Here is a 20953-nt window from a genome sequence, read left to right as displayed (position 1 = left end):
GACGACTATATCTATTTCCGTTACGCTTTTATTACAAAATGTAAACGTTTACAACAATATTTCTCCTGAACCGACTTTTAAGAGGTACTTGTTTTAGAAACTTGTTTTGCAAAAGGGCCTTTTTGGATAGGAAGGCACCTTTTACAAATAGATAAATCAAGGAGGAATGGCGAATGAGAATGGCGGGCAAATGGGTATTCATCTTGACGCTGACCCTGGGCATGATGCTGCCGTCGTGGTTGATGGGTACAAAGGTGGAAGCGGCTGAAGAGGACGGATTATCGGATTTAATCATCTTTGAGAATGTACCGCAGGCAGATGAAACGATGGAAGGGAATGAGTTTACTCTTTCCGCACTGAACGTGTATGAAGACGGACATTTCACAAAGGTGAATGAAGGACTCGTTTGGAAATCGGAAAATTCAAACGTTGCCACTGTCGAGGATGACGGTACAGTCACTTTTACAGGGCAGCCGGGACGAGCGTGGGTAACGGTATCGAATGGCGATTTCGAAGATCGGATTGCGCTTGATTTTAAACCGGACCGCTCAACAAAAGGGAAACCGAATTTCAAACCGACCATTAAAAAGCAGGACGGTGATCGCTATGACCTCGTTCAACATGCACTTACCAACATGACGATGGAGGAAAAAGTTGGTCAGATGCTCATGCCTGACTTCAGGAAGTGGGAAGGAGAGAACGTTACGGAAATGCTTCCTGAAATTGAGGAGATGGTGCAGAAATATCATCTTGGAGGAGTCATTTTATTTCGTGAAAACGTTGTGACAACGGAACAAACAGCGAAGCTTGTCTTCGATTATCAAGCGGCTTCTGAAAAATACGGACTGCTTATGACGATCGACCAGGAAGGCGGAATTGTGACACGTCTTCAATCAGGAACGGACATGCCTGGAAATATGGCCTTAGGTGCCACTCGTTCGGAAGAAATTGCTGAAAATGTAGGTTCAGTGATCGGAGCTGAACTTGAATCCCTCGGCATCAACATGAACTTTGCCCCCGTCATGGATGTGAACAATAATCCTGATAACCCTGTCATCGGCGTTCGTTCTTTTGGTGAAAATCCAGAGCTCGTCGGAAAAATGGGTGTAGCTTATACGAAAGGCCTGCAACAGCACGGAGTAGCTGCGACGGCGAAACACTTCCCGGGACATGGGGATACGGCGACAGATTCCCACCTTGGACTTCCTGAAGTTCCGTATGATCTGGAGCGTCTGAAGGAAGTTGAACTCTATCCGTTCCAACAGGCGATGGGTGCTGGGATCGATGCGATTATGACCGCACATATCACGTTCCCTAAAATTGATGATACAAAAGTGATTTCCCAGAAAGATGGTACTGAAATTGCACTTCCAGCTACGCTTTCTAAGAAGGTACTTACAGGGCTGATGCGTGAGGAGATGAATTATGATGGAGTCGTCGTCACGGACGCTTTGAATATGAAAGCAATTGCTGACCATTTCGGACCGGTCGATGCCGTTATTCGTGCGATCAATGCCGGAACAGACATTGCGCTCATGCCTGTAGGTCTCGAGGAAGTGGCTGCAGGGGTCTATGAGGCTGTAGAGTCTGGGGAGATTCCAATGGCTACGATTGAAGATTCTGTGGAACGGATCCTTACATTGAAGTTGAACCGAGGGATCATTAAAGAAGAAACGCCGCAACCGATTGATGAAAAAATCGCAGAAGCGGAAAAAGTTGTCGGATCAGAGGCACATAAAGCTGTAGAAAAAGAAGCGGCTGAGCGTTCGATTACGCTTGTGAAAAATGATGGGGTTCTGCCTTTAGACGCATCAGGTGATGAACAGGTAGTGGTGATCGGAGACAGATTCATTGGCGACCTTGCGGATGCAGTATCTGCCCACCATTCAAATACGACCTTGATCAGCACAGATAAAAGTGAATTGACAGCTGAGCAAAAACAGACGGTAGCTGAAGCGGACAAAGTCATTTTCGGAACGTACACGTACAACGTATATTCTCGTTCGGCGAACCATCCTCAAATGCAGTTGATGCAGGATGTGATGGAGAGCACAGATACAGAAGTGATCGGCGTCGGAATCCGAAACCCTTATGACGTTATGGCTTATCCAGGAGTAGATGCTTACATCGCACAGTACGGATTCAGAGATGCAAGCTTTGAAGCGACGGCCGCTACCATTTTCGGTGCAAACAATCCAACCGGACAACTGCCTGTGACGATTCCAGGTACAGATGGTGGCGTATTGTTTGAATATGGTACGGGGTTGAGCTACTAGAATAGGACTATTTTCAGGTAGAGGGGCTTCACGCCCTTCTTCATCATAATCAAAAGGGAGAGGGTTATTTTGAAAAAATGGTTGATGCTTGGCGTCATTTTAATCATGACATGGTCGACGTTCTCGGTCGTTTTCGCTGATCATAATGGCAACCCTGGGAAACACAAAGGGCACGATAAAAAAGGAGAACCTTTCAAGCTTGGGGTGGAAGTTCTTTTAGATGAAGAAAAAGAATTGATTGAAGGCAAGAATGTGGGGCTGATTACAAACCCGACCGGAGTTGATCAAAACTTGAACAGCATCGTAGATCTGTTACACAACGATGAGGATGTCAACCTTACCGCGTTGTATGGCCCGGAACATGGGGTGAGAGGCAGTGCTCAGGCTGGAGAGTATGTGGATTTTTATATTGATGAAAAAACAGGAGTTCCTGTGTACAGTCTTTATGGGAAGACACGCAAACCGACCCCGGAAATGTTAGAAGACATCGATGTGTTATTGTTTGATATCCAGGATGTAGGCACACGTTTTTACACGTACATCTACACGATGGCTTATGCGATGGAAGCGGCTCAAGAAAATGACATTCCATTCATCGTGCTTGACCGTCCGAATCCGCTCGGTGGAGAAAAGGTGGAAGGACCTGTGCTAGATGAAGATTACAAGTCTTTCGTCGGAAACTACCCGATCCCACTTCGCCATGGCATGACGGTCGGAGAGCTTGCGAAGTTGTTTAATGAGGAATTTGAAATTGGTGCGGACTTGACGGTTGTGGAAATGCAAGGATGGAAACGTGGCATGAACTATGACGAGACAGGTCTTGAATTCGTTGCACCTTCACCGAACATGCCGACCGTGGATACGGCTTTTGTTTATCCAGGAGCGGCTTTGATTGAAGGGACGAATGTGTCGGAAGGCCGCGGAACGACGAAACCATTCGAATTGATTGGCGCGCCTTTCATCAATAGTACAGATCTGGCGGCAGAGATGAACGCCTACAACTTACCAGGGGTAAGGTTCAGAGCAGCATCCTTTACACCGTCCTTCTCGAAGCATGCAGGGGAATTGACGCATGGGGTGCAGATCCATGTGATCGACCGTGAAGAGTTCAATGCTGTCGAAACCGGCGTCTACCTCGTGAAGACCATTCATGACATGTATCCAGAAGACTTCGAGTTCCGTGCAGAAAACTCAGCAGGCGTTTCCTTCTTCGATCTTTTAGTCGGTAATGGCTGGATCCGTGAAGCGATCGAAAACGGCGAATCCGTCGAAGACATGAAAGACCGATGGGAAGACGGTCTCAAAGACTTCAACAAAGTAAGAAAACATTACCTCCTTTATAAGAAATAATAATATGATAAGGAAGAATTTGACACACCAGGTCATCCATAATATGGATGACCTGGTGTGTATATTTTTTCCAGTAAGCGGCAGTTGTTGAATCATCGGTCTTAAGTGGATGCGAATTTGTTACAAGAAGGGGTATTTTATGATAAAATTTGTAAATATTCATACATATTTGATAAATAGAAAGTGAGGTAATTAGCATGGGTGCACAATCAATGTTAAGTGGGGCGTGGAGTCGCCTTTGGACGATGCACTACGAGGCGAAGAATTTATTGAGGTTTACAGTAACGGGAAATGGCGGCGGATCTTCGACGGTGACGCAGACGAACCAAAAGACGGAAGGGCATGACCCTGGCCCATCCTTTGATACGCGCCAGAAAGTAGGGCTTTTTCTAGGACCAATTTTGTTTGCGCTTACACTTCTATTTTTAGAAGCCGATGGACTATCGCAAAGTGCTGTCGCTGTTTTGGCGAGTACCATTTGGATTGCCACATGGTGGATCACAGAAGCGATTCCGATTCCTGCGACATCCCTTCTGCCGCTGATTCTTTTTCCTCTGACTGGAGGGCTGGACGGTGGGACGACGGCTTCCTCCTATGGGGATAATACGATATTCCTGTTCATGGGTGGTTTCCTCATTGCCCTTGCGATGCAAAAGTGGAACCTGCATAAGCGGATGGCCTTGTTCATCATCGCATCCGTAGGGACAAGCACAGAACAAATCGTGCTTGGTTTCATGGTCGCAACGGGGACATTGTCGATGTGGATTTCCAATACAGCGACGGCAATGATGATGGTCCCGATCGGCATGGCGGTCATCTACCAAGCTTCTGAGCAGTTGAAGAAAAAAGGGGAAACGGTCGATCACGACAATTTCAATTTCGGAAAAGCTGTCATGCTCGGGGTCGCCTATAGTGCTTCTATTGGTGGGCTTGCCACACTAATCGGAACACCTCCCAACACGATTTTCAAAGCTGTTGTTGAACAAACCTACGGAATTGAGATCAGCTTTGCTGGCTGGATGGCGTTCGGTGTTCCGTTAACGATTCTGTTCCTAGCACTCGCATGGTTCTATTTAGTGAAAATTGCTTTCCCTATGAAAATTAAAGAACTGCCTGGTGGCAGAAAAGTCATCGGGGAAGAGAGACGTGCGCTCGGGGTCATGAGTGTAGAAGAAAAAATCGTCATGACCGTGTTCGCTGTGACAGCCGTGGCGTGGATTTCCCGATCATTTTTCCTCGTACACATCAATGAAAATATCAACGATACGATGATCGCGATGAGTGCTGCGATTCTTCTTTTTCTCATTCCTTCAAAAAATAAGAGAGGGGATTACCTTCTGGATTGGGACACAGCGAAAGGACTCCCGTGGGGGATCCTGCTTCTGTTTGGTGCGGGTCTTGCTATTGCCGCAGGATTTCAGGAAACAGGGCTTGCCGAATGGATTGGTACGCAGCTAACGATTTTAGAGGGCGTCAGTCTGATTTTGATCGTTGTCATCGTTGCAGCACTAGTCATCTTCTTAACGGAAATTACATCCAATACAGCTACAGCGACGATGATGTTTCCGATTATGGCTTCTTTAGCCAGTGCTATCTCGGTACACCCATACAGCCTGATGATTGCAGCGGGTGTAGCGGCAAGCTGTGCTTTCATGCTGCCTGTTGCAACCCCACCGAACGCCGTCGTTTTCGGGAGTGGCTATTTGAGAATTCCAGACATGGCCAAAGCCGGGCTTTGGCTGAATATTGCAGCCGTCATTTTGATCACAATCGCTATTTATTTCTACCTGCCATTCGTTTGGGGCATCGATCTAACAACATTTCCCGACCGTTTTAACTCATAACAGAGGATGATGGATATGGAAGCCGTACAAAAAAACAGACAACCCTATACGCCAGGACAAAGTGAATTTTGGCGCGTCACCATTGCCTTAATGTTGGCTTCCTTATCCATATTCTCAACGTTGTACGTTTTTCAACCATTGCTCCCTGTGTTCACAGACCAATTCCAAGTATCGGCAACGGAATCCAGTTTACTCATGTCAGCATGTGTCATCGCCATGGTCGTCGGTCTATTCATTCTTGGGTTTTCTGCCGATCGATATGGCCGTGCTGCTGTCATGAAAGTTTCTTTGTTTATAACAGCAGGAACCCTCATCCTTTTACCGTTCACTCCGACATTCGGTTGGATGGTTGTAGTGAGATTTATCCAGGGGTTCTTTTTAGCTGGCATCCCTGCAGCGGCGATGGGATATTTAGGAGCAGAGGTGGCTCATAAACACTTGGGTCTGGCTATGACCTTATATATTTCCAGCAATGCCTTGGGAGGGATGGGAGGAAGAGTCGTAGGTGGGTACGTGACGGATTTGTTTAACTGGCAGTCGACGTTATATATCTTTGCTGCCTTCGGACTGCTATCTGCTCTTCTATTTTTAGTCCTTTTTCCAAAAGAGCGCTTCTTCGAAAAAACAGATCAGGCCATCAGTGATGATCTCAAAGGGATGCTTGTCCACTTGAAAAGCCGTTCGATGCTCGTCTTGTTCATGATGGGGGTGCTGCTTCAAATCGTCTTTACGGCGATTTGGACTTATATCCCTTTTCATTTACAGGGGGATCCGTTCAACTGGTCCTTAAAATGGATTGCATTCACTTATTTTGCCTATGTTTTCGGAGTTCTTGCGCCTCCACTTGCCGGCCGAGTTTCTGATGTGATTGGTTTGAAAAAAGTGATGTTCACTGGTGTGACCATCCTCATCGTTGGTGCGGCTCTATCTGCGCTTCCATCTGGAACGTTTGTGCTCGTAGGGCTGTCTCTCATTTGCATGGGATTCTTTGTCGCTCACTCCATGGCTGCTGCCCTTGTCAGCAAATCCGCCACCCACCATAAGAGTGGAGCGTCAGGTTTCTACTTGATCAGCTATTACTTAGGAGTAGCCATCGGCAGTACAGCCATCGGAACCCTCTGGGAAAGCTACCAATGGACAGGAGTATTGAGTGTCACTCTTCTGCTCATAATTCTATTTATCTTCCTACCACTCTATAAAGACGAATGAGGTACCAGGTCATCCAGATTCTGGATGACCTGGTACACCTTTTTTTGGTAATTGTCCATGTTATAATCGAGGGAAAAGGTCATACTTTCGATGAGGAAGATAGAGATATGTGTGATTGATAGAAAGAGATATTTAAAGGAGAGAGTAGAATGGGGAAGACACCTCTCGTAAAAGGAAATCAGGTGGATAATCAGACACGCTGTGCCCATTATCGCAGTGAGGTCGATATTATCGCCATCCGCTTCCATTGTTGTGGAGAATATTATGCTTGTTATTCCTGCCACCAGGAACTGGCGGACCATGAACCGTCGCGTTGGCCGAAGCGCTTGTGGGATGAGCTCGCTATTCTTTGTGGCAGCTGCAACCACGAGTTGACCATTCATGAATATATGAATTTCCCCCGATGTCCCGTGTGTGAGCATGAATTCAATGAAGGCTGCCGCCTGCATTATCCTCTATATTTTGAGATGTAACCGTCCATCTTCGTGGGCGGATTTTTCATATCTGCGGCAAGGAGTCAGGGGAAAGTGACTAATCTCAGACTTAAAGTGCCCTATCTGCGTTAATAGTGACCTAACTTGAAATCAAAGTGACTTAAACAAAAAAATTCTCACAAAAAATCCAAACTTTTTTTGAAATACTGTGTCTAATACTGTGTCTAATAGATAGAAAAAGAAAAGGGAGGGGACTCTTTGGAAGTTTCCATCATAGAAAAAGCAATCAGCGGCGATGATGAATCCTTTCTCATCATGATGAAGAACTATAAAACGGACATCTATAAAACGGCGCTCGCTTTTTTGAAAAATAAAGAAGATGCAAGAGAGGCCTTGCAGGAAGTGACCGCTCGCGCTTACCAGAAGCGCCATCAATTGAGGAAACCCCTGTACGCGAAGACTTGGCTCGTTCGTATCACGATCCACTATTGCCAAGATCTCCTTACACACAAGAAACGCATTCATACCCGAGAGTATGTTGACCCTGTCCAAGAACGAAGAGATGAAACAGAAAGGATTGCTTTGGAAGAGGCCATTTCTTCTCTTCAACCTAAAGAGCAGGAGCTTGTTTACTTAAAGTATTTTCATGGCATTACGTTCCGAGAGTTATCCAAGATTATGAATGTAAAAGAAAATACGTTGAAGACACGCCTTTATACAGCGCTGGCTAAGCTAAAACAAGAACTGGGAGAGGAGGAGCAACATGAGCAAGCTTGATAGAGAATTGACTAATTGGAAAGAAATGTATGACCAGGTACATACCGAAGATGAACAGTTAGACGAAGCGGTAGACCTTGGTTTTCATCAGGCAACGAAGCGTCCGACACGACGGTTAAGGAAATTTGCTTGGCCCGTTCTTACCGCTGTGGCGGCTCTTTTTCTTCTATTTGGCGGGGTTCGTGTTTCGTCTGCTTTTGCTGAAAAAGTCTCCCAAGTCCCCGGTATGGAAAATATTGTTCAACTTATTCAAGGAGATAAGAGTAAGCAAGCTGCCATTGATGCCGATCACTTTCAGCCTCTAGGGATCACTGAAGAAAAGGGTGATTTGACACTCTCCCTGGAAGGTGTGATTCGGGATGACTACGGAATGGTGATTTTTTACACTTTGGAAGCTGTCGGGGAACATAGAAACCTTAGGTTAGGTACTCCGAAGTTAACGACTGGAGCCGGTGAAGAGCTGCCACCAAAGTCTGTTTCCTATAACGGCAGGGAGTTAGAAGAAAACAAGGACATGCAAATGATGGAGGTTTATACGCAAGAGGGAATGGGCGGGATAGAGAACTTCCATTTATCCATCTCAGGAAGTGGGATCATCGATGGTTCTTTTGTAAAAGAGGAATTCGCTGTGAGTTTCACGGCCAAAAATGATGCACAATCAAAAGAGTACACCTTAGAAGAAACTGTATCCATAGAAGGAGAACAATTCGTTATTGAAAATGTGACGATCCACCCACTAAGAACAGCCATTAAAGTGAGGGAACATCCAGAAAATGAAACCGAACTTCTATCAATCGAAGACCTGGAGTTAAAAGGAGAAAATGGAGAGGTTTGGTCCGGGGTCAACAACGGAGTTACTGCATCCGGTGGACCGGAAAATGATGAGATGACGTTTTATATACAGAGTAATTATTTTGAACAACCGGAATCTTTAGCTCTTACTTTTTCAAAAGTGATGGTTGCAGATCAGGAAAAAGAGTATATGGAGATTGACCTTGAGTCGGAGAAAATTCTCTATCAACCTGGAGAAATCGCTGAACTGACTGAAGCATCCACTTCCGCTTTTGAAATGAAATTTGATGAAGAAGTCTCGCAAAATATTGGATTCTCAAGCGTAAAGGATGAGAAAGGGGACACTCTTCATCCATCAAGTCAACAGGTGCACTCACTGGTGGAAGGACCGAAAACAGTTCATACATTCTTTGATGAAGCAGTGAAAGGTCCCATCCGGATCGATTTCTCCTCCTACCCTCATTGGTTGGAAAAAGAAATTAAAATCCCATTAGAATGAAAGAAAGCTGAGTCTGTAGTTAGACTCAGCTTTTTTTTGATGGTGTAAATTTATTCTCCTACAACAAACTCAAAGTTCCCTTCAAATTTAACATCTTTCCCTAACAGCACACCGCCAGTTTCAAGAGTCGCATTATAGGTTAACCCATATGCTTCACGATCTATTTTTCCACTCACATCGAAACCTGCAATCGTGCTGCCATCCATCGGGCTCTTCGACGTCCCGTTATATTCAACCGTGAAAGTTTCCTGTTGAGTCACCCCTTTAATGGTGAAGTCACCGGTCACTTCGAATTCATCATCCGATACTTTCTTAATGGAAGTGCTACGGAACACGAGGTTTGGATATTGATCGGCTTCGAAAAAGTCGCCGGAACGAAGGTGGCCATCGCGTTGTTCGTTTCCTGTATTGATGGAAGTTACCGGGATGGTAACGGTCACTTGGGCAGATGGTAGGTTATTCAAATCACCGGAAAATTCCACGTCGAACGTTTCAAATTCACCCTTCGCCTTTGATACCATCATATGTTTAATTTGGAAATTCAAGCTGCTGTGGACTTGATCCAACGTTAAATTAGTCATTTTACATTCTCCTTTGAAATAAAATAGTTTGAATTCTAAATAAAACTATACGCTCTATTTATTTTGAAGTCAAGATATTTTATGTCGAGATATTTAAAGTGTGCAAAAAAAAGCCCTGGACCTAGGGGTGTCCGGGCTGCCTGTAAGTGAATTCATTTATTCATTCGAAAATGGGCATTCAACTGCCCGCGAAGCATCCGTTCCATCACCTTCCCTTTGTTGGAAGACTGTAAATCTTTTCGGATCTCGTACGTTTGTACACCTTCCTCTCGTTTGTCAGCAATTTGCAAGAGGGTTTCAACATCAGAAAAAGAATACTTGCGTGTTCCTCTTTTGGTACGTTCGGGATAAATCAATTTCCGCTCCTCATAATAACGTATCTGCCTGAGGGAGAGGCCTGTGAGTTCGTTGACCGTACCAATCGAAATGACTTTTTTGTGCTTGTAAGATGACATCACTTCTCCTCCTCGATGTTGCACCTCCTTATGGTCGTTCGACCCTTGAAGCGAGAGCTTCGAGCTCCGTTAATGTTAACGACTGGAGCATTTCATCAGAGGCTTGATACATCCCTGCATCAATAAGTTTTTGAATGTAATGTTCTTTCATACTTTCAACGGCGGTCCTCAGATGGTTTTTCATTAAGGTTCACTCCCGTATGTGTGAAATATTTGCTTCTTTGGCATAACGAATCGTCGGGTTGGAAAAAGGACCATGCTCTCCTCCTATTCTTATCTGATGAATATAGAATAGCGGAAAATCATTTGTATGTCACTTAATATGTTAGAAAATCTAACATAAAATAATGATAATGTTATTTTTTATGACATGAACACATTCGACTTTTTTCACCTCTACCTCTGGGAAGGTAATGATATTATAATAAAGGAAAAATAATTGGATAGGTGGGAGCATGGATGGCTTTGATGACCTCAGCTCTAACGATGACAGATGCGCTGAATAGCATAGGAGAGAGCATCTTGCTTGCAGATCTCAATTATGACCTGGTGTGGATGAATGATGAGGCCAAAAATCTTTTCACGAAAATTGCTCCGTTATTCGGATACGAGCGCGCGGATGATTTAATTGGAGAGAATATGGACAAGTTTCATACCAACCCGGAAAGACAACGGGATCGTATGGAGAGGCTGACTGAGAAACATCAAGTGAGAATTAATATTAAGAATAAATTCGTCGCAGATACGGTAATTACCCCAATGAAAAATAACGAGGGGGAAACAAGCTACTATACCATCATGTTAATGGATGTAACGACGAAGGCTGAGGAAGAGGAGCGAAAGGACCATCTCATTGAGTCGCTTTCGATTCCTATTTTAAAAGTTTGGGACCATGCAGTAGCTGTTCCGCTTATTGGTGATTTGGATGAAAAAAGAGTGGATCATCTCATTTCTTCTCTCCTGAAAGAATGTACAGAAGGTGATATTCAATACGCCTTGATTGACTTGAGTGGAATCCATAAATTCAATGACCAGTTCAGCAGACACTTAAGGCAACTGAATCAATCGTTGCAATTGGTAGGAACCGAATGTCTTGTGGTAGGGATTACGCCAAAGCTTGCTCTTTCGTTCCGACACTTTGACAAAGGGCTTAAAACATTCAAAAATACGCATGCAGGATTACGGTACATCATACAACACGATTCTTAAAAAGACTTGCCAGCAGGCAGGTCTTTTTTACATAGGAAGTGAAACTGGTTAGGTTCCTTATTCAACTAATTGGCAGGATTGTGGAAGACTCAGTTTCGAGATAACCGGGGTTCGTTTGCTGTGTTGAGCGTGGGGTGGCTGGGAAGCAACTCGCCTTCCTGTGGGGGAGTGCCGAGCTTCCTCGGACTACGTCCTGCGGGATCTCGTCTATCTCCTTCTCCCACGGGAGTCTCGCAGCTTCCCAACCACCCCATTCGATGTAGGTGAGAAACGAACCCACATACACAGTAGGAGCATCTTACAAAACTACAGATTTCTAGTTGAAAAGGGGTCTATAGAAAGCTTCGGAATACAAGTGCTCCTGTTTTAAGAGTGAATTCACCAACTTCTATTACGCTCGAAAGCTGCTTATTTTGGGAGTATTTTCGAGACACTTAAATGGTTTAGGGGCGGAGGGGAATGGCGAGACTCCTGCGGGAAAAAAAGTGCATGGTGAGACCCCGCAGAGTGAAGCTCGAGGAGGCTCACCGCGCTCCCGCGGAAAGCGAGTCATTCCCCGCAGCCCCCATCCACTCAACAAAAGTCTCGAAACTGAGTCTTCCACAAACGGGAGCTATAATGAAATGGTGGATTTTTGGTCATGAATTCGGATCAATAGTTTACGATCCGTCCATTTAGTGAATGAATGGTGTAAAAGGACGGTGAAGGAACATGTGGATCAGACATTCATTCTTTAAGTACATCACAGCAGCTATACTTATACTCATCCTGTATTATTTCTTAGAAAAACTAGAGCTCTTGAATCCCGTCAAGACGATCTTTGGAACTTTATTTTATCCATTGCTAATTGCTGGGTTCCTTTTTTATATTTTGCGACCTGCCGTGCATTTTATGGCAAAATCAAAGTTTTTACCTCTCCCTGTTGCCATTCTGCTTGTTTTTGCACTGATCGGGGTTCTCATTTATGGGGGAATCCGATTTTTAGCAGATACCATAAAAAAACAGATTACGGATATATCGAATTTACCTGAGAAAATAAAACAGACAGCCGAAGAGGCAGGGCAAAAGCTGGAGCAAAACGATATGGGGATGGTGTCCGTTGTTTCCATTAAGCAGCGAGTAACGGAATACTTCGGTGGATTGACTCAACAGATCGGGGAACACATGATGAGTGTTTTCTCGACCATCGCAGGGGCGACTACCGTCTTGATTATCGTTCCGTTCGTTTTGTTTTTCTTTTTAAAAGATGGCCACAAACTGATTCCTTTCTTAAAAAGGGCCTTGCCTGAGAAACATAAACCACGCGGGGAAAAGGTGCTCAAAGATTTAGACTATACGGTTTCTTCTTACATTATCGGACAAGCGACAATTGCTGCTGTGGATGGTGTGCTGACGTATATCGGTTACGTCATCATCGGGCTTGATTATGCTTTGATACTTGGGATCTTTGTGATGTTAACGTGTGTCATCCCATTTGTCGGACCTGTCATTGGTGCGATTCCGGCAATTGTAGTCGCCCTCATGCAGGAACCTTCGATGGCTATTTATGTGATTATCACGTTCATTGTTGTCCAACAATTAGAGGGGAATTTGGTTGCCCCCTTGGTCTTTGGAGAACGCTTGGATATCCATCCGTTAACGGTTATTCTGTTACTCATTGTGGCGGCACCATTGTATGGAGTGGTCGGAATGATTATCGCTGTACCTACTTATTCCGTATTGAAAGTATTGCTGAAACACGGGTATGATTTTTACCGACTCTATCATCCCTGAATAGAAAAACGTCCAGGATTTATTCCTGGACGTTTTTTAGCTTTTAATAGTCAATTTTTGAAGTGGACATTGCTTATAATAAAACCGCTCTTCGGAAGGGAGGGCATCTTTTTCAAACTGTAGCTGTAGTCTTGTTTCGGCACATCATAACCCAAGTGTTTGGTTATGTATCGGAAACTGGCTTGCAATACTTCAATGGTCGGCCATTCTCCTGGACAACGGTGTCCTTTATAATATCCGCCTCCGCCTTGAGGAATCAAGTCGAACAATCCTCCATCCCAGTCGATGAATCTTTCAGGATTGAATTGATCCGGATTCCCCCAAATTTTAGGATCATGGTTAATTCCATAAATGTCGATCAGGACAAGTTGATCTTTCTTAAACGGGTATTGCTGCCATGTGAAATCATGGTCGACCCTCGCTCCGAGAAAAGGAACGAAAGGGAAATAACGACGGACTTCCTGTGCGAATCGAAATAAATATTCATCATCCAGAGAGACGCGCGTTTGTGTTTCTGGATATTCATGAAGGGCAACACCGCCGAATGCGATGAATTTAGAAATGGCTACAAGTGGACGAATCACATTCAACACCTCAATTGCTGCCATTCTTGCGTCTAAGGGTTGGCCCTCTAAATCTTTATGCATAGCCATTTCGTGAATGGCTTTTCCTTTTTCTGCTTCAAGTTTCCCTTGCCGGACTTGTAATATTAGATCTTCCATCCAGTCCTCCGACCGTTTCCGTGCTCTCCGGCTTTCAATGTGCTTCGGCCCGACCGCACTGAATCCATCGATCATGTTACTCAAATCTCTCGTTCTTTTCTTCACTTCTTTTTCTTCTAATGGGATGCCGGCCCATTCGCACGCTGTCCGGCAAAGTAGTTCCCTAGACTCGTCGTAAAGCGTCACCTTTTTCATGCTGCTCCACTTTTTTGTGAAACGTGCCCAGTTTTTCGTTGTGATTTCATACAGTTCCTGCAGGGCATCAGGAGTCATCAATGACATGAATAATAATTTGCGATGAGTGTGTGCATCCCCATCCATCGTCTGTATAGCATCTTCACCAAATAAAGTTTTCAAGACTCTCTTAGGGAGAGCATTTTTCCGGTTCATACGACTGGTGTCGTAAAATAGCTTTGCCCCCTCGATTCCGCTGAGGAGGGCCACCTTTTCTCCTAGAACTCTCGTTTCGTATACATCCAAATGGTGATTTTGAACCCGCTTTGGTATGAAGTTGTACCCGTCTTTAAAAATCGCGAGTGTATTGTCGATCGTCTTGTCTTTCGGCACTTTGACCGTCATTATGTAACGTCTCCTTTACTAGCAATCTCGTAGTCTTCTTTATTCCTTTTTCTTTGCCTGGATAAACCGTCTTAAAAAACTTCATGAAAACTATTGAATTTTCATGCATGGAAATGTATAGTTACTAACTATCATGCACTGTTTATTTATACTTAATTATGCATAAAAATGACGGAGGAGGACGAATCATGGCTATTCAACAATCAAAAGTAAGCAGTATTCAAACATCTACATCCTATACAACGAAGCAATGGATGAAATTTTTTCTACCATCTTTGGTCGGGGTTCTACTATTCCTCGTCCCTATCTCTGTCGATGGACGGGTGACGATCGGACTTGGTTTGATGGCAGATGGGCTTCAAGCGACGATCGGCCCCTGGATTCCTTTGTTCATGACTATTGTAATCTCGCTTTCTGCGATAGGGAGTGTCGGGGTCAAAGTCGCGAACAGCAAAATAAGAAATCATCCATTTATTGCGAATGTTTTTGATGTTGGACCGTTCTGGATGGTCTTGCGTTTCCTTGGAGCAGCTTTTGCTATCCTGACGCTCCTCGAGGCGGGCCCTTCCTTTATCGGTTCTGAACTGACAGGGGGCGTTGTCCTCTATGATTTAATTCCTGTACTTATGGTCTGGTTTCTATTTGCCAGTTTATTTATGCCGCTGTTGCTAGAGTTCGGTTTGATGGACCTGATTGGAACGGTCGTAAGAAAAGTGATGCATCCACTGTTCAAGCTGCCTGGTCGTTCATCTGTAGATGCGATGGCTTCGTGGATGGGGAGTGGGACGGTAGGTGTGCTGTTGACCACCCAGCAGTATGAAAATGGTTACTATTCCAAACGTGAAGCGGCAGTCGTTGCGAGTAACTTTTCGATTGCATCGATTGCGTTCAGTCTTGTGATTGCGAAGTTTTTATCGATTGACCATATGTTTGTATCCTTTTATTTCACGGTCGTGGTTTGTGGGGTGGTAGCCGCTGTTATCTGCCCGAGAATTCCACCGCTTTCCTTGAAAAAAGAAACGTATCACGAGCCGGTAGGGAAACAGATTGATGAAATCGTGCCAGAAGGGACATCCACGTTCAAATTCGGTCTCGACCAGGCGGTAGCCAAAGCGGATCAAGTGAAAAGCGCTGGATCCATCGTGAGAAAAGGAATGTTCAATGTGGCGGATATTTGGTTCGGCTTGATCCCACTCGTGATGGCACTTGGAACCATCGCGCTCGTTATTGCGGAATTCACACCAGTATTCACATGGCTTTCCTACCCGTTCATTCCGTTTTTGAATCTGCTGCAAATACCAGAAGCTGCAGAGGCTGCACCGGCGATGATTGTTGGATTTGCAGATATGTTCCTACCCGCTGTGGTTGGAAGCGGAATTGAATCAGAACTGACCCGTTTCATTATTGGGGTCATGTCACTGACGCAGCTCATTTACATGTCTGAGATCGGCATCCTTTTAATTAAGTCGAAAATTCCGATCAACTTTTTTGAGCTTTTTGTAATTTTCCTGCAGCGTACGGTCATTACTCTACCGATTGCAGCACTACTCGCTCATCTCTTATTCTTTTAGAAATAGAAAAGGGATGGTTTTGATGATGTGGGGTTCCTGCAGTTTGAATCATGAATTGGATTATTCCTAGTAGGATTAGGTAATAAAAAGGCGCAGCTGAAAATTCAGCTGCGCCTCATTTATTTACAATAGGGGAGGTCATACATGGATAGGTTTCGCTCATCCTTTCCTGTTTTTGGGGGTTATTACATAGCTGATTCTTTTGGGTAAGCGTTGATCTTTGTTTTCTTTTTTCTTGATCTTGTGAATAAGCGATAGATGGCCGGAATCAGTAACAAAGTAATGAATGTTGCAAAAAGAAGCCCGGATATAATGACTGTAGCCATCGGTGCTTGGTAGTTGCCTGCAGATCCGGTGGCAAGAGCAAGAGGTAACATTCCGCCTGCTGTGGTCAGACTGGTCATGAAAATCGGGCGCAATCGGTCTTTCCCGGATTGGGTGAGGGAGGTTTCTACGTCCCATCCAAGTTTTCTTAGCTGATTCGTTCTCGTAATGAAAAGAATTGCATTGTTCAGGACGATTCCGATCAGCATAACAATGCCCATGGCAGACATGACGCTAAGTTCTCTTTGAGTTAGGAATAAACCAAGGATGACACCGACCACTGTCATTGGAATGACGGACATGACGATGAGCGGGTGGAACAGGTGGTTGAACTGGACAGCCATAACGAGATAGACAAGGAAAATAGCAATGCCCAAAATGAGAAGCATTTCCTGTATAGCTTCTTGTTGGGCCTCTAAATCACCCGCAAGCGTCACATTATATCCAGTAGGTGTAACAAATTCATCGATAAGCTCTTGAACGTCACGGTTGATGGACCCAAGATCGCGCTCTTCAATATCAGCAGTCACTGAAATATATCGTTCTCCATCTACATGATTGATTTCATTCGGTGTATCGACTGTCTCAAGGGTTAGGAAGTTTGAAAGGGGTTGTTCTCCGTCTGTTGTAGGAATCGTGATACCAAGCAAGGACTCTTTAGACGTTGTCGGTTCTTCCCATTTCACGAGTAATGGTACATCTTTCTCATCAATAGTAAGCTCACTGATCGGCTGTTCAAGGAATGCTTGCTGAATCGTCTGACGTACCTGCCATTCATTCAAGCCTGCATCCTCAAGTGCTTTCTGATCAATTTGAATGAGCTCTTCTTCTGCAGTTCGATCCATGGAAGTTTGGCTGGCCACAATTCCATCGATTTCTTCTAAATTTTCTTTGAAATCCTGAGATATTGCTCGTAATTCTTCGAAAGATTCTCCTTTTATTTGGACTTGGACAGGACTCCCGACACCTCCATCCATCACACTAGATACTTGATTGATTGGGTACTTTTCTTCTAAAGAACGAAGGGATTTGAAAATCTGTTCATTCACTTCTTTTTGCTCTGTGGTAATGTCGTCTTCTTTCGTCATGTTGATAATGGTGTATAGCATCCCACCGTTATCCATGACATAATCTGATTCGACATCATCAATCTTCTCCAATTCTTCGTGGACCGCCATCACAAGTTCTTGTTTATCTTCTTGGGACAATCCTTCCTCCACATCAATCATCAATTCGGCATAGCGATTGAAAACGTCTGGCATAATAGTCATTGGAATTTTCGTAATTAGGAAAAGGGATCCTGCGAACAATGTCACAAAAAGAAGTAGTACGCCAAGACTGTGACGTTTTTTTCTAACGGTCCAGGAAACCAGTCGATCATAGAACTTTAGAATAGGTCCTTCATGCCTGATCTGTTTCTTATTGCTCAGCTTCATAAATTTCTCTGCCAGAGATGGAATCAACGTAAAAGAAATGATGACAGAACTGATTAAAGTAATAGCAACGACAATCGACAAAACAATCATGAATTGCCCCATTTCTCCTCCAAGGAGACCAATAGGGAGGAAAACGACAATCGTTGTCATCATGGAAGCAAGAACAGCGGTAGCGACTTCTTTTATACCCGAAGTAACGGCTTCCATCCCCTTCATTCCGCTTTCTTTCTTATTGTAAATGGACTCCAAAATGACAATGGAAGAGTCGACCATCATCCCGATTCCAAGCCCAAGGCCGATGAGCGTCAGCATGTTCAAGCTGTAATCGAGCATCCACATGGAAGCGAGTGTAAGCAGAATAGAAGTAGGAATGGATATACTGATGATAAAAGTGGCTCTTAAGTTTCGTAGGAAAATAAACAGGATGGCAATGGCAATCAAACCTCCGACGAGGATGTTGCTTGTTACGCCACTAATGGACTCTTCAACATAGTCGGCTTGAGCGACGACTTCGTTTATTTGAAAACGTTCAAAGAGACCTTCGTCTTCCATTGATTTTATTTCTTCCCTTACAGCAGAGGCCGTTTCAATGTCGGTGAAGTTATCGGATCCTCCGACTTGGATAAAAAGAAAATCTTTCGCGCCATTTTTCCATACAAAGGATGATTGCTCTTGAGGTCGTAGTGTCACTGTAGCGATTTCTTGAAGTGGGATGAATCCTGCTTGGGTAGGAAGGCTGATGTTTTCTAAGTCACTGACTTGTTCAATCGATGATTTCCACCGGAGGGATGGAGTGTTCTCTTCTTTAGATAATTCACCTAAAGTAACCTCCTCATCCGCTTGTTGTAAAAGGGGAATGATTTGATCCACTTGTAACCCTCTATTTGTTAACTCCTGCTGGTTAAATTGGACGACCATTTCATTTTCTTGAATGCCCATGAGGTCAACATCGCGTACTTCAGGGAGCTCTTCGAGTCTTGGCTCGAGCGTATTTGTAGCAAACTCACTCATTTCTTCCATTTTTCCACCTGAAAGATCTAGAAAGAATTGATAGCTTTGAGTCGTCCCATACTGCCCAGCCTCTACCCGATCCACAGGAAGGGAAGATGTGACTTGATTGGTTATGGCTTCTGCCTCTTTTATGGCCTCGGGACCTTCCCCGCGTTCAAAGGTCATTTGAATGGAACTTCGTCCGTCAAAAGAGGTGGACCGTATTTCTTCCACTTCCTTTATACTTTCCAGCTGCCTCTCGAGGGGGTTTGTAATCGTACGTTCGACTTCTGCTGCCGGTTGGCTGCCAGCATCAACATTGATGTATCCGCTATCCATAGAAAGAGGTGGAAGAAGCTCTTCGTCCATGTTCAACATGGCATAACCACCTATGATGAGGATGAGCATCGTTACAAGTCCAATTAAGATTTTCCTTTGCAAAATAAACTTCAGTACTCTCATATCCTTCTCCTCCTTATCGTGACACGAAATTAATTATATCCTGAACTCATGTAAACATGAGGGAAATTTTTCATTCAGATAAAAATTTTACAAATAGTTCCTGGACATTCTAAGCATAGGCGACTTAGATAATTTTTACCTTTAGCTTTAGGCGTATTTCATTTACGTCTCTGGACCTATTTTTTCCATTTGTCCAGAACACTTCTTAGAACTTGATATCTCATCTTCGTGTGTTGTAGAGTATGAAAGAGCTTATTAAGGTCTTTCTGCTTCTTACTAGACCTTATGAACGAATCCTGACTAAGGAGGATTTTTATGGAAACGAAAGAGTTGAATAAGGGGAACGGATGGGCGCTGATTCCTTTCGGGGTATTCATCCTGTTGTTCATCGGGTCTGGAATACTGACCGGTGACTTCTATAAAATGCCTGTATTGGTGGCTGTTTTCGCCGCGATTCTTGTTGCCCTTTTCATGAATAGAAAAACAGCTTTCCAAACGAAATTACAACAATTGACGGAAGGCGGAGGTCACTCCAACATTATTTTGATGGTGATCATCTTCTTATTGGCCGGTGCTTTTTCTACGGTCGCTGAAGGGATGGGAGCTGTTGATTCAACTGTCAACTTAGGTTTGAGTATATTGCCAGGGAACTTGCTCATTGTCGGTTTGTTTATCATCGCTTGTTTCATTTCCATCTCCATGGGGACCTCTGTGGGGACGATTGTTGCTCTGGCCCCTGTTGGAATGGGCATTGCAGAGCAGACAGATGTCGCAGTCGCCCTGACAATGGGAGCAATCGTCAGTGGAGCGATGTTTGGAGATAATCTATCCATTATTTCTGATACGACAATTGCCGCTGTCCGTACACAAGGGACAGAAATGAAGGACAAATTTAAAGCAAACTTCTTTATCGTTCTTCCGGCTGCAATTGTGACGGCTATTATTTTTGGTGTTCTCACAATGGATGCAGCGTCTACGCTTCAGGATGAACATCCGTTTAACATTGTAAAAGTGTTGCCGTACCTAGGAGTTCTTATTTTTGCTATTATGGGCATCAATGTCATCTATGTCCTTATGGGAGGCATCGGCTTTGCAGGCTTGATCGGCCTCTTTATGGGAGAATTTTCAGGGATGGAATTCGTGACCCTGATAGGAGATGGTTTTGCCGGCATGCAGGAATTGGCCTTGCTTGTCATCCTGCTAGGAGGACTTGTTGAACTGATTCGGCAAAATGGAGGCATTGATTTTCTGCTTCACAAAATAAGTCGGGGCGCTCATTCGAATAGAGGTGGAGAATTCAGTATCGCAGGATTGGTAAGCGCCGTGAACGTATCTACTGCCAATAATACGATCTCCATCATGACAGCTGGTCCGCTTGCTAAACAAATCTCAGAACGGTTTGAGATTGACTCTAAAAGGTCAGCGAGCCTTTTGGACATCTTCTCAAGTTCTGTCCAAGGCTTGCTTCCGTATGGCGCTCAAATTTTGTCCGTGGCAGGGGTGGCAAGTATATCGCCAGTCAGTATTGTCCCATACTGTTTTTATCCGATTCTGCTTGCTCTTTCAGGAGTTCTGGCTATCCTGTTTCGATTTCCAAGGTTTACGGTTCGAAATTAATGGGTTCAAAATAATAGGATAGGGAATATTTACAGTACCAGGCGTTCCGTCTG

General features: G+C 44.3%; 16 protein-coding genes. 11 read left to right on the top strand and 5 right to left on the bottom strand.

Annotation, left to right across the window (positions count from 1 at the left end; genetic code table 11):
• Nucleotides 1-173: 173 nt before the first annotated feature.
• The 7 genes from BLS23_RS14320 to BLS23_RS14290 all read left to right on the top strand — a co-directional run bounded on the left by BLS23_RS14320 (nucleotide 174) and on the right by BLS23_RS14290 (nucleotide 9181).
• The gene (locus tag BLS23_RS14320) at nucleotides 174-2276 is read left to right on the top strand and encodes a glycoside hydrolase family 3 protein (RefSeq protein ID WP_089653469.1); all 2103 of its coding nucleotides are present in this window, start codon (nucleotides 174-176) and stop codon (nucleotides 2274-2276) included.
• Nucleotides 2277-2345: 69 nt separating this feature from the next.
• Nucleotides 2346-3626, top strand: coding sequence for an exo-beta-N-acetylmuramidase NamZ family protein (locus BLS23_RS14315; RefSeq protein WP_089653468.1), 1281 nt, complete (start codon nucleotides 2346-2348; stop codon nucleotides 3624-3626).
• A gap of 212 nt (nucleotides 3627-3838) precedes the next feature.
• Nucleotides 3839-5470, top strand: coding sequence for an SLC13 family permease (locus BLS23_RS14310; protein WP_089653536.1), 1632 nt, complete (start codon nucleotides 3839-3841; stop codon nucleotides 5468-5470).
• 15 nt (nucleotides 5471-5485) lie between these two features.
• A complete protein-coding gene (locus BLS23_RS14305; protein ID WP_089653465.1) occupies nucleotides 5486-6679 on the top strand; it encodes an MFS transporter in 1194 nt (397 codons plus the stop codon).
• Between the two features lie 149 nt (nucleotides 6680-6828).
• On the top strand, nucleotides 6829-7152 hold the full coding sequence (locus BLS23_RS14300; RefSeq protein ID WP_089653463.1) for a CHY zinc finger protein: 324 nt from the start codon (nucleotides 6829-6831) through the stop codon (nucleotides 7150-7152).
• A gap of 219 nt (nucleotides 7153-7371) precedes the next feature.
• Nucleotides 7372-7890: a sigma-70 family RNA polymerase sigma factor gene (locus tag BLS23_RS14295; protein ID WP_089653460.1), complete on the top strand. Its 519-nt coding sequence runs from the start codon at nucleotides 7372-7374 to the stop codon at nucleotides 7888-7890.
• Nucleotides 7877-9181: a DUF4179 domain-containing protein gene (locus BLS23_RS14290; protein ID WP_089653459.1), complete on the top strand. Its 1305-nt coding sequence runs from the start codon at nucleotides 7877-7879 to the stop codon at nucleotides 9179-9181. Before BLS23_RS14295 ends, BLS23_RS14290 begins: the two co-directional genes overlap by 14 nt.
• Nucleotides 9182-9231: 50 nt before the next feature.
• Here BLS23_RS14290 and BLS23_RS14285 read toward each other — a convergent pair whose 3' ends face one another.
• The 3 genes from BLS23_RS14285 to BLS23_RS14275 all read right to left on the bottom strand — a co-directional run bounded on the left by BLS23_RS14285 (nucleotide 9232) and on the right by BLS23_RS14275 (nucleotide 10401).
• Complete coding sequence (locus tag BLS23_RS14285) at nucleotides 9232-9762, bottom strand: YceI family protein (protein ID WP_089653457.1); 531 nt, start codon at nucleotides 9760-9762, stop codon at nucleotides 9232-9234.
• Between the two features lie 152 nt (nucleotides 9763-9914).
• On the bottom strand, nucleotides 9915-10217 hold the full coding sequence (locus tag BLS23_RS14280) for a MerR family transcriptional regulator (protein WP_089653456.1): 303 nt from the start codon (nucleotides 10215-10217) through the stop codon (nucleotides 9915-9917).
• Nucleotides 10218-10245: 28 nt separating this feature from the next.
• Nucleotides 10246-10401 (bottom strand): Fur-regulated basic protein FbpA, encoded by a 156-nt coding sequence (locus tag BLS23_RS14275; RefSeq protein ID WP_089653454.1) that lies wholly within the window; start codon nucleotides 10399-10401, stop codon nucleotides 10246-10248.
• Between the two features lie 275 nt (nucleotides 10402-10676).
• Here BLS23_RS14275 and BLS23_RS14270 point away from each other — a divergent pair, with 275 nt between their 5' ends.
• Together BLS23_RS14270 and BLS23_RS14260 are read left to right on the top strand one after the other, a co-directional pair.
• Entirely contained in the window at nucleotides 10677-11426 is a 750-nt protein-coding gene (locus BLS23_RS14270) for an STAS domain-containing protein (RefSeq protein WP_089653452.1), read from the top strand.
• 711 nt (nucleotides 11427-12137) lie between these two features.
• A complete protein-coding gene (locus tag BLS23_RS14260; protein ID WP_089653446.1) occupies nucleotides 12138-13199 on the top strand; it encodes an AI-2E family transporter in 1062 nt (353 codons plus the stop codon).
• 50 nt (nucleotides 13200-13249) lie between these two features.
• On the opposite strand, the gene cypC is transcribed toward BLS23_RS14260, so the two are convergent.
• On the bottom strand, nucleotides 13250-14500 hold the full coding sequence (gene cypC, locus BLS23_RS14255; protein WP_089653443.1) for a CYP152 family fatty-acid peroxygenase CypC: 1251 nt from the start codon (nucleotides 14498-14500) through the stop codon (nucleotides 13250-13252).
• 188 nt (nucleotides 14501-14688) lie between these two features.
• Here cypC and BLS23_RS14250 point away from each other — a divergent pair, with 188 nt between their 5' ends.
• Nucleotides 14689-16071 (top strand): YjiH family protein, encoded by a 1383-nt coding sequence (locus BLS23_RS14250; RefSeq protein WP_089653441.1) that lies wholly within the window; start codon nucleotides 14689-14691, stop codon nucleotides 16069-16071.
• Between the two features lie 185 nt (nucleotides 16072-16256).
• On the opposite strand, the gene BLS23_RS14245 is transcribed toward BLS23_RS14250, so the two are convergent.
• Entirely contained in the window at nucleotides 16257-19283 is a 3027-nt protein-coding gene (locus BLS23_RS14245) for an efflux RND transporter permease subunit (protein ID WP_089653439.1), read from the bottom strand.
• A gap of 315 nt (nucleotides 19284-19598) precedes the next feature.
• On the opposite strand from BLS23_RS14245, the gene BLS23_RS14240 reads away from it, so the two are divergent.
• Nucleotides 19599-20900, top strand: coding sequence for a Na+/H+ antiporter NhaC family protein (locus BLS23_RS14240; protein ID WP_089653436.1), 1302 nt, complete (start codon nucleotides 19599-19601; stop codon nucleotides 20898-20900).
• Nucleotides 20901-20953: the final 53 nt, after the last annotated feature.

This window comes from Halobacillus aidingensis (assembly GCF_900104185.1).
In the GTDB taxonomy this organism is placed as follows: domain Bacteria; phylum Bacillota; class Bacilli; order Bacillales; family Halobacillaceae; genus Halobacillus; species Halobacillus aidingensis.
The sequence above is the reverse complement of the archived record's forward strand: the minus strand, read 5'-3'. Positions and strand labels throughout refer to the sequence as shown.

What these genes read in the sequence shown, in the direction of transcription:
- BLS23_RS14320 (WP_089653469.1), top strand. Translation starts at nt 174, where the DNA reads ATGAGAATGGCGGGCAAATGGGTATTCATCTTGACGCTGACCCTGGGC.
- BLS23_RS14310 (WP_089653536.1), top strand. Translation starts at nt 3,839, where the DNA reads ATGTTAAGTGGGGCGTGGAGTCGCCTTTGGACGATGCACTACGAGGCG.
- BLS23_RS14305 (WP_089653465.1), top strand. Translation starts at nt 5,486, where the DNA reads ATGGAAGCCGTACAAAAAAACAGACAACCCTATACGCCAGGACAAAGT.
- BLS23_RS14300 (WP_089653463.1), top strand. Translation starts at nt 6,829, where the DNA reads ATGGGGAAGACACCTCTCGTAAAAGGAAATCAGGTGGATAATCAGACA.
- BLS23_RS14290 (WP_089653459.1), top strand. Translation starts at nt 7,877, where the DNA reads ATGAGCAAGCTTGATAGAGAATTGACTAATTGGAAAGAAATGTATGAC.
- BLS23_RS14285 (WP_089653457.1), bottom strand. Translation starts at nt 9,762, where the DNA reads ATGACTAATTTAACGTTGGATCAAGTCCACAGCAGCTTGAATTTCCAA.
- BLS23_RS14280 (WP_089653456.1), bottom strand. Translation starts at nt 10,217, where the DNA reads ATGTCATCTTACAAGCACAAAAAAGTCATTTCGATTGGTACGGTCAAC.
- BLS23_RS14275 (WP_089653454.1), bottom strand. Translation starts at nt 10,401, where the DNA reads ATGAAAAACCATCTGAGGACCGCCGTTGAAAGTATGAAAGAACATTAC.
- BLS23_RS14270 (WP_089653452.1), top strand. Translation starts at nt 10,677, where the DNA reads ATGGCTTTGATGACCTCAGCTCTAACGATGACAGATGCGCTGAATAGC.
- BLS23_RS14260 (WP_089653446.1), top strand. Translation starts at nt 12,138, where the DNA reads ATGTGGATCAGACATTCATTCTTTAAGTACATCACAGCAGCTATACTT.
- cypC (WP_089653443.1), bottom strand. Translation starts at nt 14,500, where the DNA reads ATGACGGTCAAAGTGCCGAAAGACAAGACGATCGACAATACACTCGCG.
- BLS23_RS14250 (WP_089653441.1), top strand. Translation starts at nt 14,689, where the DNA reads ATGGCTATTCAACAATCAAAAGTAAGCAGTATTCAAACATCTACATCC.
- BLS23_RS14245 (WP_089653439.1), bottom strand. Translation starts at nt 19,283, where the DNA reads ATGAGAGTACTGAAGTTTATTTTGCAAAGGAAAATCTTAATTGGACTT.
- BLS23_RS14240 (WP_089653436.1), top strand. Translation starts at nt 19,599, where the DNA reads ATGGAAACGAAAGAGTTGAATAAGGGGAACGGATGGGCGCTGATTCCT.